The 15,139-nt window shown below is 59.9% G+C and carries 10 protein-coding genes and 2 pseudogenes; 2 read left to right on the top strand and 10 right to left on the bottom strand.

Annotated features, from left to right (window positions below):
* Positions 1-20 precede the first annotated feature (20 nt).
* Positions 21-1,448, bottom strand: a complete 1,428-nt coding sequence (arcD, locus tag RMV17_RS22780; protein ID WP_008086807.1) for an arginine-ornithine antiporter — start codon at positions 1,446-1,448, stop codon at positions 21-23.
* A 440-nt stretch (positions 1,449-1,888) separates the two neighbouring features.
* On the opposite strand from arcD (RMV17_RS22780), the gene arcD (RMV17_RS22775) reads away from it, so the two are divergent.
* Both arcD (RMV17_RS22775) and RMV17_RS22770 read left to right on the top strand, forming a co-directional pair.
* Positions 1,889-3,316, top strand: a complete 1,428-nt coding sequence (arcD, locus tag RMV17_RS22775) for an arginine-ornithine antiporter (protein ID WP_311882692.1) — start codon at positions 1,889-1,891, stop codon at positions 3,314-3,316.
* Entirely contained in the window at positions 3,313-4,176 is an 864-nt protein-coding gene (locus RMV17_RS22770; RefSeq protein ID WP_311882690.1) for a DNA-3-methyladenine glycosylase, read from the top strand. The genes arcD (RMV17_RS22775) and RMV17_RS22770 overlap by 4 nt, the downstream gene beginning before the upstream one ends.
* A gap of 208 nt (positions 4,177-4,384) precedes the next feature.
* Here the strand turns inward: RMV17_RS22770 and RMV17_RS22765 are convergent, their stop codons facing one another.
* From RMV17_RS22765 to gap, 9 genes and pseudogenes are all read right to left on the bottom strand, one after another.
* The gene (locus RMV17_RS22765; RefSeq protein WP_311882689.1) at positions 4,385-5,734 is read right to left on the bottom strand and encodes a CoA transferase; all 1,350 of its coding nucleotides are present in this window, start codon (positions 5,732-5,734) and stop codon (positions 4,385-4,387) included.
* A gap of 206 nt (positions 5,735-5,940) precedes the next feature.
* A pseudogene (locus RMV17_RS30205) lies at positions 5,941-6,468 on the bottom strand (methyl-accepting chemotaxis protein); the annotation flags it as partial.
* A 378-nt stretch (positions 6,469-6,846) separates the two neighbouring features.
* Positions 6,847-7,806: pseudogene (locus RMV17_RS30200) on the bottom strand (chemotaxis protein); the annotation flags it as partial.
* Between the two features lie 463 nt (positions 7,807-8,269).
* Positions 8,270-8,680 (bottom strand): YbaN family protein, encoded by a 411-nt coding sequence (locus RMV17_RS22755; protein ID WP_311882685.1) that lies wholly within the window; start codon positions 8,678-8,680, stop codon positions 8,270-8,272.
* Between the two features lie 164 nt (positions 8,681-8,844).
* Positions 8,845-9,441, bottom strand: a complete 597-nt coding sequence (locus RMV17_RS22750; protein ID WP_311882683.1) for a biliverdin-producing heme oxygenase — start codon at positions 9,439-9,441, stop codon at positions 8,845-8,847.
* A 111-nt stretch (positions 9,442-9,552) separates the two neighbouring features.
* Positions 9,553-12,138: a TonB-dependent receptor gene (locus RMV17_RS22745; protein ID WP_311882681.1), complete on the bottom strand. Its 2,586-nt coding sequence runs from the start codon at positions 12,136-12,138 to the stop codon at positions 9,553-9,555.
* Between the two features lie 122 nt (positions 12,139-12,260).
* The gene (locus RMV17_RS22740) at positions 12,261-13,226 is read right to left on the bottom strand and encodes a FecR domain-containing protein (RefSeq protein WP_311882679.1); all 966 of its coding nucleotides are present in this window, start codon (positions 13,224-13,226) and stop codon (positions 12,261-12,263) included.
* A gap of 114 nt (positions 13,227-13,340) precedes the next feature.
* Positions 13,341-13,868 carry an RNA polymerase sigma factor gene (locus RMV17_RS22735; protein WP_064391734.1) on the bottom strand — a complete coding sequence of 176 codons (528 nt, stop codon included), beginning with the start codon at positions 13,866-13,868 and terminating at the stop codon, positions 13,341-13,343.
* Between the two features lie 199 nt (positions 13,869-14,067).
* On the bottom strand, positions 14,068-15,069 hold the full coding sequence (gap, locus tag RMV17_RS22730) for a type I glyceraldehyde-3-phosphate dehydrogenase (RefSeq protein ID WP_311882676.1): 1,002 nt from the start codon (positions 15,067-15,069) through the stop codon (positions 14,068-14,070).
* Positions 15,070-15,139: the final 70 nt, after the last annotated feature.

Here is a 15,139-nt window from a genome sequence, read left to right as displayed (position 1 = left end):
GATAACAAATCAATCAGGGATTACAGAGTCAGGAAGCCGTCGTAGAGACCGTAGGCAGCCACCAGGGCACCCACGACCACTGCGGCGAAAATCAGCTTCTCGACGTTAGTGAAAATCGGTTGTTTGAGTTCCAGTTTGGCTTTGGCGAACAGGATCGCGCCAGGTGCGTAGAGCAGGGCCGAGAGCAGCAGATACTTGACCCCGCCGGCATACAGCAGCCACACCGCATAGATCAGCGCGATGCCGCCGATAATCAGATCCTTGCGCCGTTCGGCCGCAAAGCCTTCGTAGCTTTCGCCGCGCACCGCCAGCAGCAGGGCATAGGCTGCCGACCACAGGTACGGCACCAGAATCATCGAAGTGGCGAGGTAGATCAGCGACAGGTAAGTGCTGGCCGAGAACAGCGTGATGATCAGGAAAATCTGCACCATCGCGTTGGTCAGCCACAGGGCGTTGACCGGTACGTGGTTGGCGTTTTCCTTGCGCAGGAACTCCGGCATGGTGTGGTCTTTGGCGGCGGCGAACATGATCTCCGCGCACAGCAGCACCCACGACAGCAGCGCCCCCAGCAGCGAGATGATCAGACCGACGCTGATCAGCACCGCGCCCCAGTGACCGACCACGTGCTCAAGCACGGCGGCCATCGACGGGTTCTGCAGTTTCGCCAGTTCCGGTTGGGTCATGATGCCCAGCGACAGCACGTTCACCAGTACGAGGAACAACAGCACGGTGATGAAGCCGATCACGGTGGCTTTACCGACGTCCGAGCGTTTTTCGGCACGGGCGGAGAAGATGCTCGCGCCCTCGATGCCGATGAACACCCACACGGTGACCAGCATCATGTTGCGCACCTGGTTCATCACACTGCCCAGATCGGGATTTTTGATGCCCCAGATGTCGGCGGTGAAGATGTCCAGTTTGAAGGCGAACACCGCGATCAACACAAACAGCAGCAGCGGTACGACCTTGGCGACCGTGGTCACCAGGTTGATGAACGCCGCTTCCTTGATCCCGCGCAACACCAGAAAGTGCACGGCCCACAGCAGCACTGAAGCGCCAATCACCGCAGCAACGGTGTTGCCCTCACCGAAAACCGGAAAGAAATAGCCGAGTGTGCTGAACAGCAGAACGAAGTAACCAACGTTGCCCAGCCAGGCACTGATCCAGTAACCCCAAGCGGACGAGAAACCCATGTAATCGCCGAAACCGGCCTTGGCGTAGGCGTAGACACCGCCGTCCAGGTCAGGCTTGCGATTGGCGAGGGTTTGAAAGACAAAAGCGAGGGTGAGCATGCCGACAGCGGTGATGGCCCAACCGATAAGTACCGCACCGACGTCGGCGCTGGCGGCCATGTTTTGTGGCAAAGAAAATATCCCGCCACCGATCATTGAGCCGACTACCAATGCAACCAGTGCACCTAGTCGTAGTTTTCCAGGAGCTTCAGACATTTGCATGACTCCATTGCAGGAGAGAAGAGATCACAGCGTAGTTCTGTTGTCTGTTCAAACAGCTGACTTAGATCAGTGCATGGTCACATTCCATTGTTAATGAATGACTTAGGCTTCGGCTGAAGGCATAAAGCTCCTGCCCGCAAGGCCCGTCCTAGAGGCGTTGTGGCTACATCTTTGGGAATGGCTATTATTACTTTCGAATTATCACGCTAGTTCTTTTTCAGCTTTTGGCAAATTTTCCGCCTCTGTTTTCAGTACAGAATTGAATTACCGGGATCAGCGCACAAAACCGACTTAGCGTGCTAGGGCGTTAGCGTCATCGGCTATATATAAATGGGCGTTAATTGGCGTTACTTGATAAACGTCATCTACCTTTATCCGTTTAGTTAATCGTCTTTAAAACCAAATTATCACCACACATTCAAAGGGAAACTGAAATGTCGCAACCGACGCAAAAGCTGCGATTAGGCGCGTTGATCGCCCTGGTGGTGGGTTCGATGATTGGCGGGGGGATTTTCTCGCTGCCGCAGAACATGGCGGCACGCGCCGATGCCGGGGCGATCCTGATCGGTTGGGGGATTACCGCGATCGGCATGCTGACTCTGGCGTTCGTGTTTCAGACCCTGGCCAATCGCAAACCCGAACTGGATTCCGGCGTGTATGCCTACGCCAAGGCCGGGTTTGGCGACTACATGGGTTTCTCGTCAGCCTGGGGTTACTGGATCAGTGCCTGGCTGGGCAACGTCGGTTATTTCGTCCTGCTGTTCAGCACCCTCGGTTACTTCTTTCCGGTGTTCGGCCAGGGCAATACGCCGATCGCCATCGGCTGTGCATCGGTGCTGCTGTGGGCCGTGCATTTCCTGGTGATGCGCGGGATCAAGGAGGCGGCGCTGATCAATCAACTGACCACGGTGGCCAAAGTCGTACCGCTGATCATGTTCATCGTCATCGCGGCGGTGGCATTCAAGGCTGACATTTTTACCCGTGACATCTGGGGCACCAGCAACCCGAATTTCGGCGGGGTGATGGATCAGGTGCGCAACATGATGCTGGTCACGGTGTTCGTGTTCATCGGCATCGAAGGCGCCAGTGTGTACTCGGCGCGGGCGGAAAAACGCAGCGACGTTGGTCGCGCCACGGTGATCGGTTTTGTCGGCGTGCTGGCGCTGCTGGTGCTGGTCAACGTGTTGTCGCTGGGGATCATGAGCCAGCCGGAACTGGCGAATCTGCAAAACCCGTCACTGGCGGCGGTGCTTGAGCACATCGTCGGGCCGTGGGGCGCACTGTTGATCAGCATTGGCCTGGCGATTTCACTGCTCGGTGCGTTGCTGTCCTGGGCATTGCTGTGTGCGGAAATCCTCTTCGCCACGGCCAAGGACAAGACCATGCCGGCGTTCCTGAAAAAGGAAAACAAGAACCACGTGCCGGTCAACGCGTTGTGGCTGACCAACGCGATGATCCAGATTTTCCTGTTGATCACGCTGTTTTCGGCGGGCACTTACACCAGCCTGATTTATCTGGCGTCGTCGATGATTCTGGTGCCGTACCTGTGGTCGGCGGCGTACGCGGTGCTGCTCAGCGGGCGCGGCGAAACTTACGAACACGCCTCGGCCGAGCGCACCAAGGACCTGCTGATCGGCGGCATCGCGCTCGGTTATGCGGTGTGGTTGCTGTATGCCGGCGGGGTGAAGTATTTGCTGCTGTCGGCGTTGCTGTATGCGCCGGGGGTGATTTTGTTTGCCAAGGCTAAGCATGAACAGGGCGAGCCGTTGTTCACCCATGTCGAGAAAGGCATTTTCACCTGCGTGGTCATCGGTGCGGGGCTGGCGGCGTATGGGTTGTACAGCGGTGTGCTGTCGTTGTGAGGTTGGCGCTTGCGTATGCGCCGCCGTATGACTGGGCGGCGATGTTGGGGTTTTTCGCGGCGCGGGCGGTGGTCGGGATGGAGGTCGTGGTCGATGGTGTGTATTCACGCAGCATCGGTTTGAATGGGCTTCATGGCATGGTTTCAATTTGGCCTGAGGCAGGGAATGCCTTGGCCGTTGAGCTGGATTTTCCTGATCCGTTGATGGTGCCCGAGATCGTTGTCAGGTTGCGGCGGATGTTTGATCTGGATTCGGATCTGACGCTGATGCAAGGGCATCTGGCAAATGATCCACTGCTGGCGCGGTTGATCGCCGAGCGTCCGGGGTTGCGGATTCCCGGGGCGTGGGACGGGTTAGAGTTGGCGTTTCGCGCGGTGCTGGGGCAGCAGATTACGGTGGTCGCGGCGATTCGTTTGGCCGGGAAACTGGTTGCGCAATATGGCGCGCCGATGGATTCCTCAGTGCCTGGATTGACGCATGTGTTTCCCGAGGCGCAGGTGTTGGCGGCGGCAGATCTGGCGGCGCTGGGCATGCCGAAAAGTCGTGGGCGGACGCTGTCGGGTGTGGCGCAGGCGTTGCTGGATGAGCCTTCATTGTTTGAACCGAATCGCGAGGGTGGCGTGGCGCGGTTGTTGGCGTTGCACGGGATTGGCGAGTGGACCGCGCAGTACATTGCGTTGCGGCAGTTGCGCGATCTGGATGGGTTTCCGACCGGGGATGTCGGGTTGTTGCGAGCGCTGGAGGTGCTGGAAGGCGAGCGGCCGGCAGCGCGGGAATTGTCTTTACGGGCCGAGGCCTGGCGGCCTTATCGAGGGTATGCGGCGCAGCTTTTGTGGACATCTTTGAGCCGGGCAGATTGAAACATCGTCGCTCGGCCTGAAATTGCAGCCCTCACCCCAGCCCTCTCCCGGAGGGAGAGGGGGCCGACCGTGGTGTGTTGCTCTGTCCATCGACCTGCAAGACCGAGTCGATTATGGATTCAGCGCCAAGCGTTCAGGTCGGTGAATCTCTTCAATATCCCCTAATCAGTCCCCTCTCCCTCTGGGAGAGGGTTAGGGTGAGGGGCTTTTAATTCCACTGAGGGTGATGTGAACCTAATTCTGTAGCCGGCAACGCCCACTGAATCGGTGTGCCGCTGATCTTCACCGGCACCTGCAACCGATGCGCCGGTCCCCACGGGGTCTGCTCCACCAGCAAACCTTGATCCTGTTCATCCTCGACGCGCAACGCTTGCGTTGTCCCCGGCCCATGCTCGATCAACAGTTTCGCCGTGCGCGCCAGCGACAATCGCGCTGAGCCCGCTCGGCCATTCGCCAACCGCTCAGTCAGCAATCTGAGCGCACTCGCCGCCATCAAATACCCCGTCGCATGATCCAGCGCCTGCACCGGCAACGGCGTCGGTTTGTTTGCCTGCTGCCAGCGCTGCCCGGCCTCAGCAATGCCGCTGCTCATCTGCACCAGACTGTCGAAGCCGCGGCGGTTCTGCCACGGGCCGCTCCAGCCGTAGGCATTGAGGCCGACATCGATCAGGCCCGGCGCGAGCTGGCGGCGACGCTCAACGCCGAAACCGAGATTTTCCAGTGCGTCGGCGCGGTACCCGTGCAGCAGAATATCGGCGTCCTTCAATAGACTTTCGAACACCGCACGATCCGCCGGGTCATGCAAATCCAGTCGCGCGCAACGTTTGCCGAGGGTCATTTCCGGGACGACACCGGGCTCGTTCCAGGTCGGGGAATCGATGCGCAATACATCGGCGCCAAGGCCGGCGAGAAAACGGCTGGCGGTGGGACCGGCGAGTACCCGCGTCAAATCCAGCACCTTGATCCCGGCCAACGGCTGCGCCACCGAGCCTTGCCACGGTTGGCTGTGTTCATCCGGCGAATCGAGGAAATTCACCAGCGGCTCGGCATTTACCGCCAGCCCCTGCGGATGCGTTTGCCATTGTGCCCAGCTGCGCATTTCGGCGGCGCAACCCTTGGCGTCGACCACTGCTTGTTCCAGATCCATACTCGCCCATCGCGCAACTTTCGCCGCCATCGCGGCACGATCGGCGCAGGCACCGAGCACGCGTTCAGCGGCGGCGCGGTGATGCGGGGCGTTGGTGTGCAGACGGATCCAGCCGTCCTGTGTGGAGTAGTCGCCGGCAACCGGGTCCCACAGCGGTGGCACTTGCCAGCCCATCGGGCGCAGCGAGGTCGAAAACCAGAACGAGGCCAGGCGTCGGTCGACTTCTACAGCGGGCAAGTGACCGGTCTGTTGCTCGATCAATTGGCTGACAGCCTGACCGGCTGCGGCCATGCTGGCGCAGGCAAGGTCAGTGACGGCGAACGCCGAGGGCAGGGCGCCGCTGTTGGTGAACGGAATCGGCGTGTGCGACAAGCCGAGTGCGGCTTGAATGGACGTGAGTAAATCAGTCATCGAAGGCCCTCCGGAGCGAGAGGGCGATGATAGTGCAAAACAATCCCGAGTCAGATGAAATCCCCGATTGCAGTGTTGCCACTTGACCCTGTGGGAGCTGGCTTGCCAGCGATAGCGGAGTGTCAGTCAACAATGTACTGACTGAAGTGCCGCCATCGCTGGCAAGCCAGCTCCCACAAGGTTTTGTGGTGGATTGAATGGCGCGTTCAGACGCGGAACTGATCCATCAATTTCATCTGCTGGCTGGCCAGGGCATTGAGTTGGCTGCTGATCGCTGCCGATTCGGTGGCTTGCTCAGTCAGCGTTTCGGTGACGGTACGAATCGCCGAGACATTGCGATTCACTTCTTCAGCCACCGCACTCTGCTGTTCGGCCGCGCTGGCAATCTGCAGGTTCATGTCGCTGATCACCGTCACCGCGTCGCTGATCTTGCCCAGCGCATCCACCGCCTGACGAATCTGCCCGGCGTTGTTGTGGGCCTGGGTCTGGCTCGAATGCATGGTCGCGACTACGCCCCGCGTACCGGTCTGAATCCGCTCGATCACGATGCGAATCTCTTCCACCGAATCCTGCGTGCGCTTGGCGAGGTTGCGTACCTCGTCGGCAACCACGGCGAAACCACGGCCGCTCTCACCGGCGCGGGCCGCTTCAATGGCCGCGTTAAGGGCGAGCAGGTTGGTCTGCTCGGCGATGCTGCGGATCACTTCCAGCACCGAGCCGATCTGCTCGCTGTTGACTGCCAGTGCTTCAACTTCGGTCACCGCTTTGCTGACTTCATCGGCCAGTTGGTTGATGTCGCGGGTGCTGCGCTCGATGATTGACATGCCGTCCCTGGCCGACTGATCGGCACCTTTTGCCGCATTGGCTGCGTTGGATGCGCTGTTGGCGACGTCGTGGGCGGTGGCGCTCATTTCGTTGGAGGCGGTGGCGACCTGGTCGATCTCGCGGAACTGCACCTGCATGCCTTCGCTGGTCTGGCGGGCGATTTCCGAGGACTGGTCGGCGGTGCCGCGTGCTTCGGTGATGCTTTGTTTGATCTGCGCGATGGTCGGTTGCAGCTTGTCGAGGAAGCGGTTGAACCAGTTGACCAGTTCGCCCAGTTCATCCTGCTTGCTGTAGTTCAGGCGCTGGGTCAGATCGCCTTCGCCGCTGGCAATATTTTTCAGCATTTCGGCGACGCTGTTGATCGGTCGGGTGACGCCGGACGCGGTCAGCCAGATCAGCAGCAGGCCAACCAGACCGGCGACCACGGCAACCAGCAGCGCGGTGAGCACGCCGGTTTCCTGAGCATCGTCGAGTACCGCTTGCAGCTTGACCGAGTCGGCCAGCAGCACTTGTTTCGGCAGGTCGATGACCACGCCCCAGGCGCGCGAGTTGCCGATCGGGTCGACCGGGTAAACGGCGCGAATCAAATCACCTTGTTCGAGAATCTTCGGTGTGCCGGAGGTCAGCAGTTGCAGCACATCTTTGCCATCGGCACCGAGGGTGTCGCTGATTTTCTTGCCGACCTTGCTCGCGTCGGAACTGTCAGCCCCGAGCACGCCGCTGCCAGAGACGATCAGCATGTGCCCGGCGTTGTTGAACAGGCTGCGCTGGGAATCCACGGCCGCTGCTTGCAGGGCGTCGAGGGCGATATCGACACCGACCACGCCGATGGCTTTGCCGTCGACGATCAACGGCACGGAAATGGTCGTCATGAGCATTTCCTTGCCACCGACGGTGTCGGCGTACGGGTCGAGCAAGCAGGTGCGCTTGGCATCGCGAGGGCAGGTGTACCAGCTGTTGTAGGGTGTGCCACTGACGCTGAGGGTGGTTTTGGTCAGGTCTTCTTCGACCATGATCGTGTTCAGTGAGGCGCCGGCTGCGCGGCTCCAGTAGGTGGCAAAACGTCCGGCTTCGTTGGACTGGCGCGCGGCGTCGTTGGCGAATTCGCTGTCCTTGCCGTCGAGAGCGTTCGGTTCGAAAGCGAGCCAGATGCCGAGCACTTTGTCGTTGCGCTCGAAGGCGGTTTTCAGGCTCAGGTTCAACTCTTCGCGCAAGGCGCCGGCGTCCAGCGAGCGCTTGGCGGCCATGACGCGCATGTCCTTGATCTGATCCGCTACGGCCGTGATCACCGTCAGGCTTTCGCCGAAGGTCTTTTGCACCCGCACCGCTTGTTCGGCGGCTTTGGCTTGCAACAGATTCTGCACACTGGCGGTGAGCAATTTGTTGCTGGAGTTGCTGACCAGTTCGTCGTTCTGGTTGGTCTGGTAGATGTTCATGCCGACGATCAGCGCGACTACACCGAGCAGGCACAGGCCGGAGAGCAGGACGATTTTCAGGCGAATGGACAGAGAGTCGAACATGGGGCGATCTCGCGAATGAATAAACGGGTGGCAGGCGGATATGAACTATCCGGTTCGCCAAATCCATTCAGCGCCATTCAATGCTCATCGGCGTGGAAGCAGAGGGCATGAGGCGCGTGCCGACGGACGGTCAGCGCTAAACGTTTGCGCAGGGGAATGTGCTGAAAAAGCGATTAATTACAGGGATGTTTCAGTGCGATGACGGGTCAGTGCAGACCCGCATGGATTCCGGGCGCGACCAGATCCACAGATTGCCCAGGCTCATCCCGGCAATCGCCAGATAGACCGGCCAGCCGTGGTCGAGCATCACCAGCATTAAAGTCGCGCAGAGCAACATGCTCACCGTCGCACTGACTTTGGCCTTGCGCGCGATGATTTTGCCGTTGCGCCAGTTACTGAGGATCGGCCCGAACAGCCGATGGTTTTCCAGCCAGGCACTCAGGCGCGGCGAACTGCGAGTCGCGGCCCAGGCGGCGAGAAGGATGAACTCGGTGGTCGGCAGGCCGGGCACGACGATGGCGATCAAGCCGATGCCAAGGCTGACGTAGGCCAGCAGGCCGAACAGCAGACGGGCGAGTTTCGAGGAGGCGGGTTGCGGCATGGGCTACGCGGTGGCTTCTGAAGCGGAAGGGAGATCTTACAGGCTTACGCAGTTCCCCTGTAGGAGTGAGCCTGCTCGCGATAGCGGTGTATCAGTCGACATTCATGTTGAATGACAGGACGCCATCGCGAGCAGGCTCACTCCTACAGGGGATGTGTGTTGTGTCAGGCCATTTCGGCTTCTGTGGCGTAAGCCTGTTCCAGCAGCACGGTAAAGCGGTTGAACGCGTCGATCGCGCCTTGCTCGACTTCGGCTTCTTCCTCGGCAGTGAACTGCAGCGAATCGAGGGTGCGCACGAAGCTTTTCCAGCCTTCGGCACGGCCACCTTCCGGCTCGCCGAGGTGGCGGGCGCCGAAGGTTTCGCTCAGCTCCAGGGCCACAGCGCGTTTGATCAGGAACGCCGCACCGAGCTTCGAGCCTTCGGAGACAAAGATCCAGCCGAGTGCGCGGGCCTTGCTTGGGTTTTTCACTGCGCCCGCCACCGGTTCCGGTACTTCGGTGTCGAGATCGGCGAGGTCAGCCTTGGCCGCTTCGGCGCGGCAACGGGCCGGAAGATCCGGGACGATGGCGGTCAGTTCGGCATCGTTGTACAGCTCGACCAGCTCCGACTGGAACAGGTACTGCGCAACGACAAAACGGGCGAAGTTGGCGCGGGTCTCGAACGGCGCATGCGCCTTCACCAGCGCATCGAGTTTGCTGTGCGGTTCGTTGGTGATCTGGTTCAAGCGTTGCGAACGCAGGGCTTTTTCCGAAGTGGTCATGACATGTCCTTGATAAAAGAGGCGCTTGATAACGAGACGAACAAGACGCCGTGCAAGCGTAAAAAAACCTCACTGCGCGGTGCCGGAACACGCGCGGTGAGGTTCACCGGATCAGATGTCCCAGATCAGGTTGATCGCGAAGTTGCGGCCCGGTTGCGTCAGGCGATCAAGGTTGGCCGGTTGCGTTACCGATGCTTCGCCGACGCTGTCGTAACCACGGACGTCATCCCACAGCCAGTATTTCTTGTCGGTCAGGTTGTAGATGCCGCCGCTGACGGTGACGTCGTCGGTGACTTTGTAGTACCCGGCCAGATCAAGAATGCCGAAGCCCGGGGTTTTGAACTGGCTGCTGACGCCATCTGGCGACTTGAAGTTGCTGTCGTCGACGCGATCCTTTTTCTTCACCACCGTCCAGCTCAGCAGGCCGCCGTAGTTGTCCTGGTCGTAACCCAGACCGAACACGCCGGTCAGCGGGTTGACGCTGTTGATCGGCTCGCCATTGTCGTTGTTGCGACCGTAGGCGTAGGCGATCGAGCCCTGGGTGTAGAGGCCTTGTGGGGCGCCAAACGCATCCAGATTCAGGCGACCTTTGACTTCCGCACCCTTGATGGTGGCGTGCTTGATGTTGGCCGACTGGAAGGTCAGCTCGTTGCGGCCCGGGGTCACGGCGTCTTCGTTGATGAAGTCGCGGTACTTGTTATAGAACACCGCCACATCGAACGAGCCTTGCTCGAAGTTGCCGCGCAGACCGGTTTCATAGCTTTTGCTTTTTTCCGGTTCCAGGTCGGGATTCGGCGCCACGCTGTAACCGGTGGTGGTGTTTTCGAAGCGGCCGTACAGGGCTTTCGCGGTCGGCGTGCGGAAGCCTTCGGCGTACTGACCGTACCAGGTGTAGTTTTCGGTCAGGGCATAGGTCAGGCCGAATTTCGGCGAAACTCTGTGCCAGGTCTTGTTCTTGTCGCTGACCGTGCCTTGGCCGTCAGCCGCCACGGTGTTGAGGAATTCCTGAGTGATGTGCGGCTTGAGCTGGGTGTAGTCGTAGCGCAGGCCCGGCAGGAAGGTCCAGTTGTTCCAGCTGATCTGATCCTGAGCGAACACGCTATAGGTGTTGATGGTCGGGTCCGGGAAGTCGGTGGCCTTGGCCAACACGTCAGCGGTACTGGTCGCACCGATGGCGGTGCAGCCACGACCGACGGCCAGGCAGGTGCCGTCGCCGCTGCGCGAACCGGTGACTTTCTGTTGCTTGATGGTGGTGCCGTAAGTCAGCACGTGATCGGTGTCGCCGATGGCAAACGCCTTGTCCAGTTGCGCGTCGAACACCCACTGTTTCTCTTCGTAAATGGTGTCGCGAGTACGCAGCACTTTACGGGTGATCGGGTAGTAGAACTCGGTGGTGCTCTGGTCGGTCTTGGCGATCTGGTGGTTGAGGCTCCACTTAACGTTGTCGACCAGCAGGCTGTCGAGGGCGAACGAGTGCTCGATGCCGAAACGCTCACGAGTGATGGTGTCGTTGCCGGTGCGCCACTGGTACATGCCGCCGGGCAGCACGCTGTTCGGAATGGTCGGCGCGCCGTTGAAGTACGGGCCGCCGTAAGCACTTTTCTGATCGGTGTCGCGATCATCCTTGTACTTTTCGTAGGTCAGACCCAGACGCGAGTCTTCGTTGTAGTTCCAGCCGATCTTGGCCAGCACGTTGTAGGCGTTGACGTCTTCCGGGTTGGCCGCAGTGCGTTCCAGACCGGTGCCGTTGTTGCTGCCGTAGGAGTCGGTCTCGTGCCCGTCGCGCTGGCTGTAGTGCAGCAATCCATCGAACTGCTCGGCGCGGCCGGCCACGGTGGCGGACTTCAACCAGCTGTCATCGGCCGAGCTGTAACCGGTTTTCAGGCGCGCACCGACGTCTTTGCCCGGCTTGATAATGTCGTCGGCATCGAGGGTGTAATAGCTGACGGCGCCGCCGATGGCGTTGCTGCCGTACAGCACCGAGGCCGGGCCACGGAGAATTTCCACGCGTTTGACGATTTCCGGATCGACGTAGTTGCGCTGGGTCTTGGCGTAAGGGCCGTTGAAGAAACCGTCCGGCACTTCGACGCCGTCGACCTGGGTCAGGACGCGGTCGCCGTCGATGCCGCGAATGTTATAGCCGCTGATACCGCCACGCTGACCGGCGCCGCCGACGGAAACCCCCGGCTCGTAACGCACCAGATCCTTGATGGTGTTGACGTTGTTGCGGTCCAGATCCTGACGGGTCTGCACGGTGACGGTAGCCGGCACGCTATTGACCGACTGCTCCTGACGGGTGGCGCTGATGGTCACCTGATCCAGATTGAGTGTGCCGCTGGCGTTGCGCTTTTCCAGTACGACGTTGTTATTGCTGATTTTGCGGAAGCTCAGGTTGGTCCCCACCAACAGACGCTCCAGGGCTTTTTCCGGGGGCAACGAGCCACGCACGCCCGGCGACGACACGCCCTGACCCAGTTCTGCCGGCAAGCCGACCTGCCAACCGGTCACGGCGGTGAAGGCATTAAGCGCCGACACCAGCGGCTGCTGGCCGATGGCGAACGAGTAATCGCCCATGTTGCGCGTCGGTTGCTCGGTGGCCGCCATCAGCGGCGCAGTGCCGGCCATCAGGATGGCCGCGGTCAGCAGCGACAAGACGCGAGAAGGGGAGGAAGTCTGGCGGGTAAGGCGTGAGGACATCGATAGCGCTCCGTGTCGCACGAATCTTTATAGGGGCTGATTGGCTTCGCGTGTTGCGAATCAATTGCATTGGCTATAACGAGACGTACTGGCGTTGGCTATCGAGTAAAAATAATTCTCATTTAGTTCAAGATGACCAGGGCAGGGAATTCTTTCAGTTGCGCCGAGGTGATCTGAGCGAGGGAACGAACCACGTCGAGCGGCTGGTCGAGACGGTAATTACCGGTCACGGCGACGTCGGCCAGTTGTTCGTTGGTGTTGATGATCCAGCCCGGATAGTAGCGGCGCAATTCGGCCAGCACCTGATTCAGCGGGCAGTTCTCGAACACCAGTCGGCCCTGGACCCAGGCAAGATCCGTGTTGGCATCAAGTTTGGCCGGGCGGTCGAAACCGTTGGGGCCGATGCGGATGCTCTCACCGGCAGTCAGACGCACGCGGGCGTCGTTGTGCGTGGCGCGCAAATCGACGTCGCCGCGCTGCACATTGACCTGCGCCACGCCGTCGAGATAACGCACGGCGAACGCGGTATCGCGCACGCTGGCGGTGACTGGTCCGGCATCGATTTCCAGCGGTTGACTGCGGCCGCTGGCGATTTCGAAAAACGCCTCGCCCTGAAACAGCCGGGCAACACGCTGCTGATCGTTGATGGTGCTGGAGAATGCCGAATTGGTATTGAGCAGGACTTTCGAGCCGTCCTCCAATTGCAGACGCTGGCGCTCGCCAACCACCGTGAGGTGATCGGCCTGAAGGCGCATCGGCAAATTACTGAAACTGAACAAACCGAGCACCAGCACGGCGGCGGTGGCCAGCGGTTTCCAGTGCGGACGCAGACGCTTTAAGAAGGTGACCTTCGCAGGTTTGGCCGCCAGGCTTTGCGCGCACTGGGCGACTTGCGGGCCGTCCCAGATCGCCTGGGCCTTGTCGAACGCTTCGGCATTCAGCGGATCGGCCGCCAGCCAGGCATGGAACTGCCGGGTCTGCTCATCGTCCGGGCTGCCGAGCACGATGAGCCAGTCCAGTGCCTGGTCCATTGCGTTTGCAGCGTCCTGCACCGAATCCGGCGAAGGCGAGCGGTGGGTGTCCGTCACGGTGTTTCCTCGGGCTTCTGGCGAAGCAGTTTCTAGCGTCAAGCTGCAAGCTGCAAGCTGCAAGCTGCAAGCCAGATGCGTGTACTGCTTTTCGTTTTTACTTGGAGCTGAAGCTTACAGCTTGCCGCTGCTGTCGTGTCGTTCGGCGACGCCGATGCAAATGCTCATGATCAGCTTCAGTTCTTTCTGCACAGTGCTGAGGGAAACATTCAGCTCATCAGCGATTTCCTGATAGCTGTTCCCGTGCAAACGGCTGAGGATGAAAATCTGCTGCTGGCGGGGGCTGAGTTGACTGAGGCTCACGTTCAAGCGCTCCAGCATCTGTTCGGCGTGGGCGGCATCTTCGGCGCTGCTGGCCGGGGCGGCGATGCTGTGCACGACATCCTGCGGCACATCATCGACCATGGTTCGCGAGTGGATCTTGCGCGCGCGCAAATGATCCAGCGCCAGATTGCGCGCGGTCTGGAAAACAAAAGGTTCGAGGTGATCGATGGCCCGCTCGCTCAGCGCCCGCGTCACGCGCAGGTAGGTCTCCTGCAGCAGGTCTTCAGCGGTGCTGTGATTGTTGACCATCCGTTCCAGCGTGCGCAGCAAGGATGTGCGCTGGGTGAGGAAGACGTGGTTGAAGCGCGATTGACTCACGGGAGGACCTGATCCATTTCAAGCGAATGATAATGCTTATCATCTAGTCGAGTGGTCAAGCCCTGATTTTGAAAGCTGCGCAAAAAACTGTGGGAGCGAGCCTGCTCGCGAAAGCGGTGTATCAGCCAACATGAATGTTGAATGACGCATCGTATTCGCGAGCAGGCTCGCTCCCACAGGGATAGGGGATAACCTGGGGTTACTCGGCGTTGCACAACGCCAGGCAGTTATCCAGCATGCGGTTGGAGAAGCCCCACTCGTTGTCATACCAGGCCAGCACCTTCAGCAGTTTGCCGGTGGATTTGGTGTGGTTGGCATCGAAGATCGACGACAGCGGATTGTGGTTGAAGTCGCTGGACACCAGCGGCAGGGTGTTAAAGCCGAGAATCTTCGAGTGTTGGCTGGCCGCTTTCATCAGCGCGTTGACTTCCTCGGCGCTGGCTTCTTTTTTCAGCTGCACGGTCAGGTCCACCAGCGACACATTGATCACCGGCACGCGCACGGCCATGCCGGTCAGTTTGCCCGCCAGTTCCGGCAGCACCAGGCCCACTGCTTCAGCGGCGCCGGTCTTGCTCGGGATCATGTTCTGCGTGGCCGAACGCGCGCGGTACGGGTCGGTGTGATAGACGTCGGTCAGGTTCTGATCGTTGGTGTAGGCATGAATGGTGGTCATCAGACCGCTTTCGATTCCCAGCTCGCGGTGCAGCACTTGCGCCACCGGCGCCAGGCAGTTGGTGGTGCACGAAGCGTTGGAGATGATCTGGTGCGACTGGCGCAGAATGTCGTGGTTCACACCATAAACCACGGTAGCGTCGGCGCCTTTGGCCGGCGCCGAGATGATCACTTTGCGCGCGCCGGCAGTAATATGCGCAGCCGCTTTGGCGCGGTCGGTGAAGAGACCGGTGCATTCGAACACCACATCAATCTTTTCCGCCGCCCATGGCAACTCGGCCGGGTTGCGAATCGCGCTGACCGCAATGCGGTCGCCGTTGACGGTCAGACTTTCATTGTCATGCTCGACTTGCGCGTCGAACGTGCCGTGAACGGTGTCGTATTTGAGCAGATGGGCATTGATCGAGCTGTCGCCAAGATCGTTGATGGCGACGATCTGCAAATCCTGTCGATAGCCTTGGGTATACAGTGCGCGCAGGACATTACGGCCAATGCGGCCAAAACCATTGATTGCGATTCGAAGAGTCATGGAACAGCGCCACCGTCGTTTTGTTGTTGGAATTACAAGATTATTCGCATAAAAATAGAAAACAAGCCTT

The sequence above is a fragment of the Pseudomonas sp. VD-NE ins genome (genome assembly GCF_031882575.1).
GTDB lineage: Bacteria > Pseudomonadota > Gammaproteobacteria > Pseudomonadales > Pseudomonadaceae > Aquipseudomonas > Aquipseudomonas fluorescens_BZ.
Note: the sequence above shows the minus strand (reverse complement) of the source record. Positions and strands in the feature narration are given on the sequence as shown.

What these genes read in the sequence shown, in the direction of transcription:
- RMV17_RS22745 (WP_311882681.1), bottom strand. Translation starts at nt 12,138, where the DNA reads ATGTCCTCACGCCTTACCCGCCAGACTTCCTCCCCTTCTCGCGTCTTG.
- RMV17_RS22765 (WP_311882689.1), bottom strand. Translation starts at nt 5,734, where the DNA reads ATGACTGATTTACTCACGTCCATTCAAGCCGCACTCGGCTTGTCGCAC.
- gap (WP_311882676.1), bottom strand. Translation starts at nt 15,069, where the DNA reads ATGACTCTTCGAATCGCAATCAATGGTTTTGGCCGCATTGGCCGTAAT.
- RMV17_RS22755 (WP_311882685.1), bottom strand. Translation starts at nt 8,680, where the DNA reads ATGCCGCAACCCGCCTCCTCGAAACTCGCCCGTCTGCTGTTCGGCCTG.
- arcD (WP_008086807.1), bottom strand. Translation starts at nt 1,448, where the DNA reads ATGTCTGAAGCTCCTGGAAAACTACGACTAGGTGCACTGGTTGCATTG.
- arcD (WP_311882692.1), top strand. Translation starts at nt 1,889, where the DNA reads ATGTCGCAACCGACGCAAAAGCTGCGATTAGGCGCGTTGATCGCCCTG.
- RMV17_RS22750 (WP_311882683.1), bottom strand. Translation starts at nt 9,441, where the DNA reads ATGACCACTTCGGAAAAAGCCCTGCGTTCGCAACGCTTGAACCAGATC.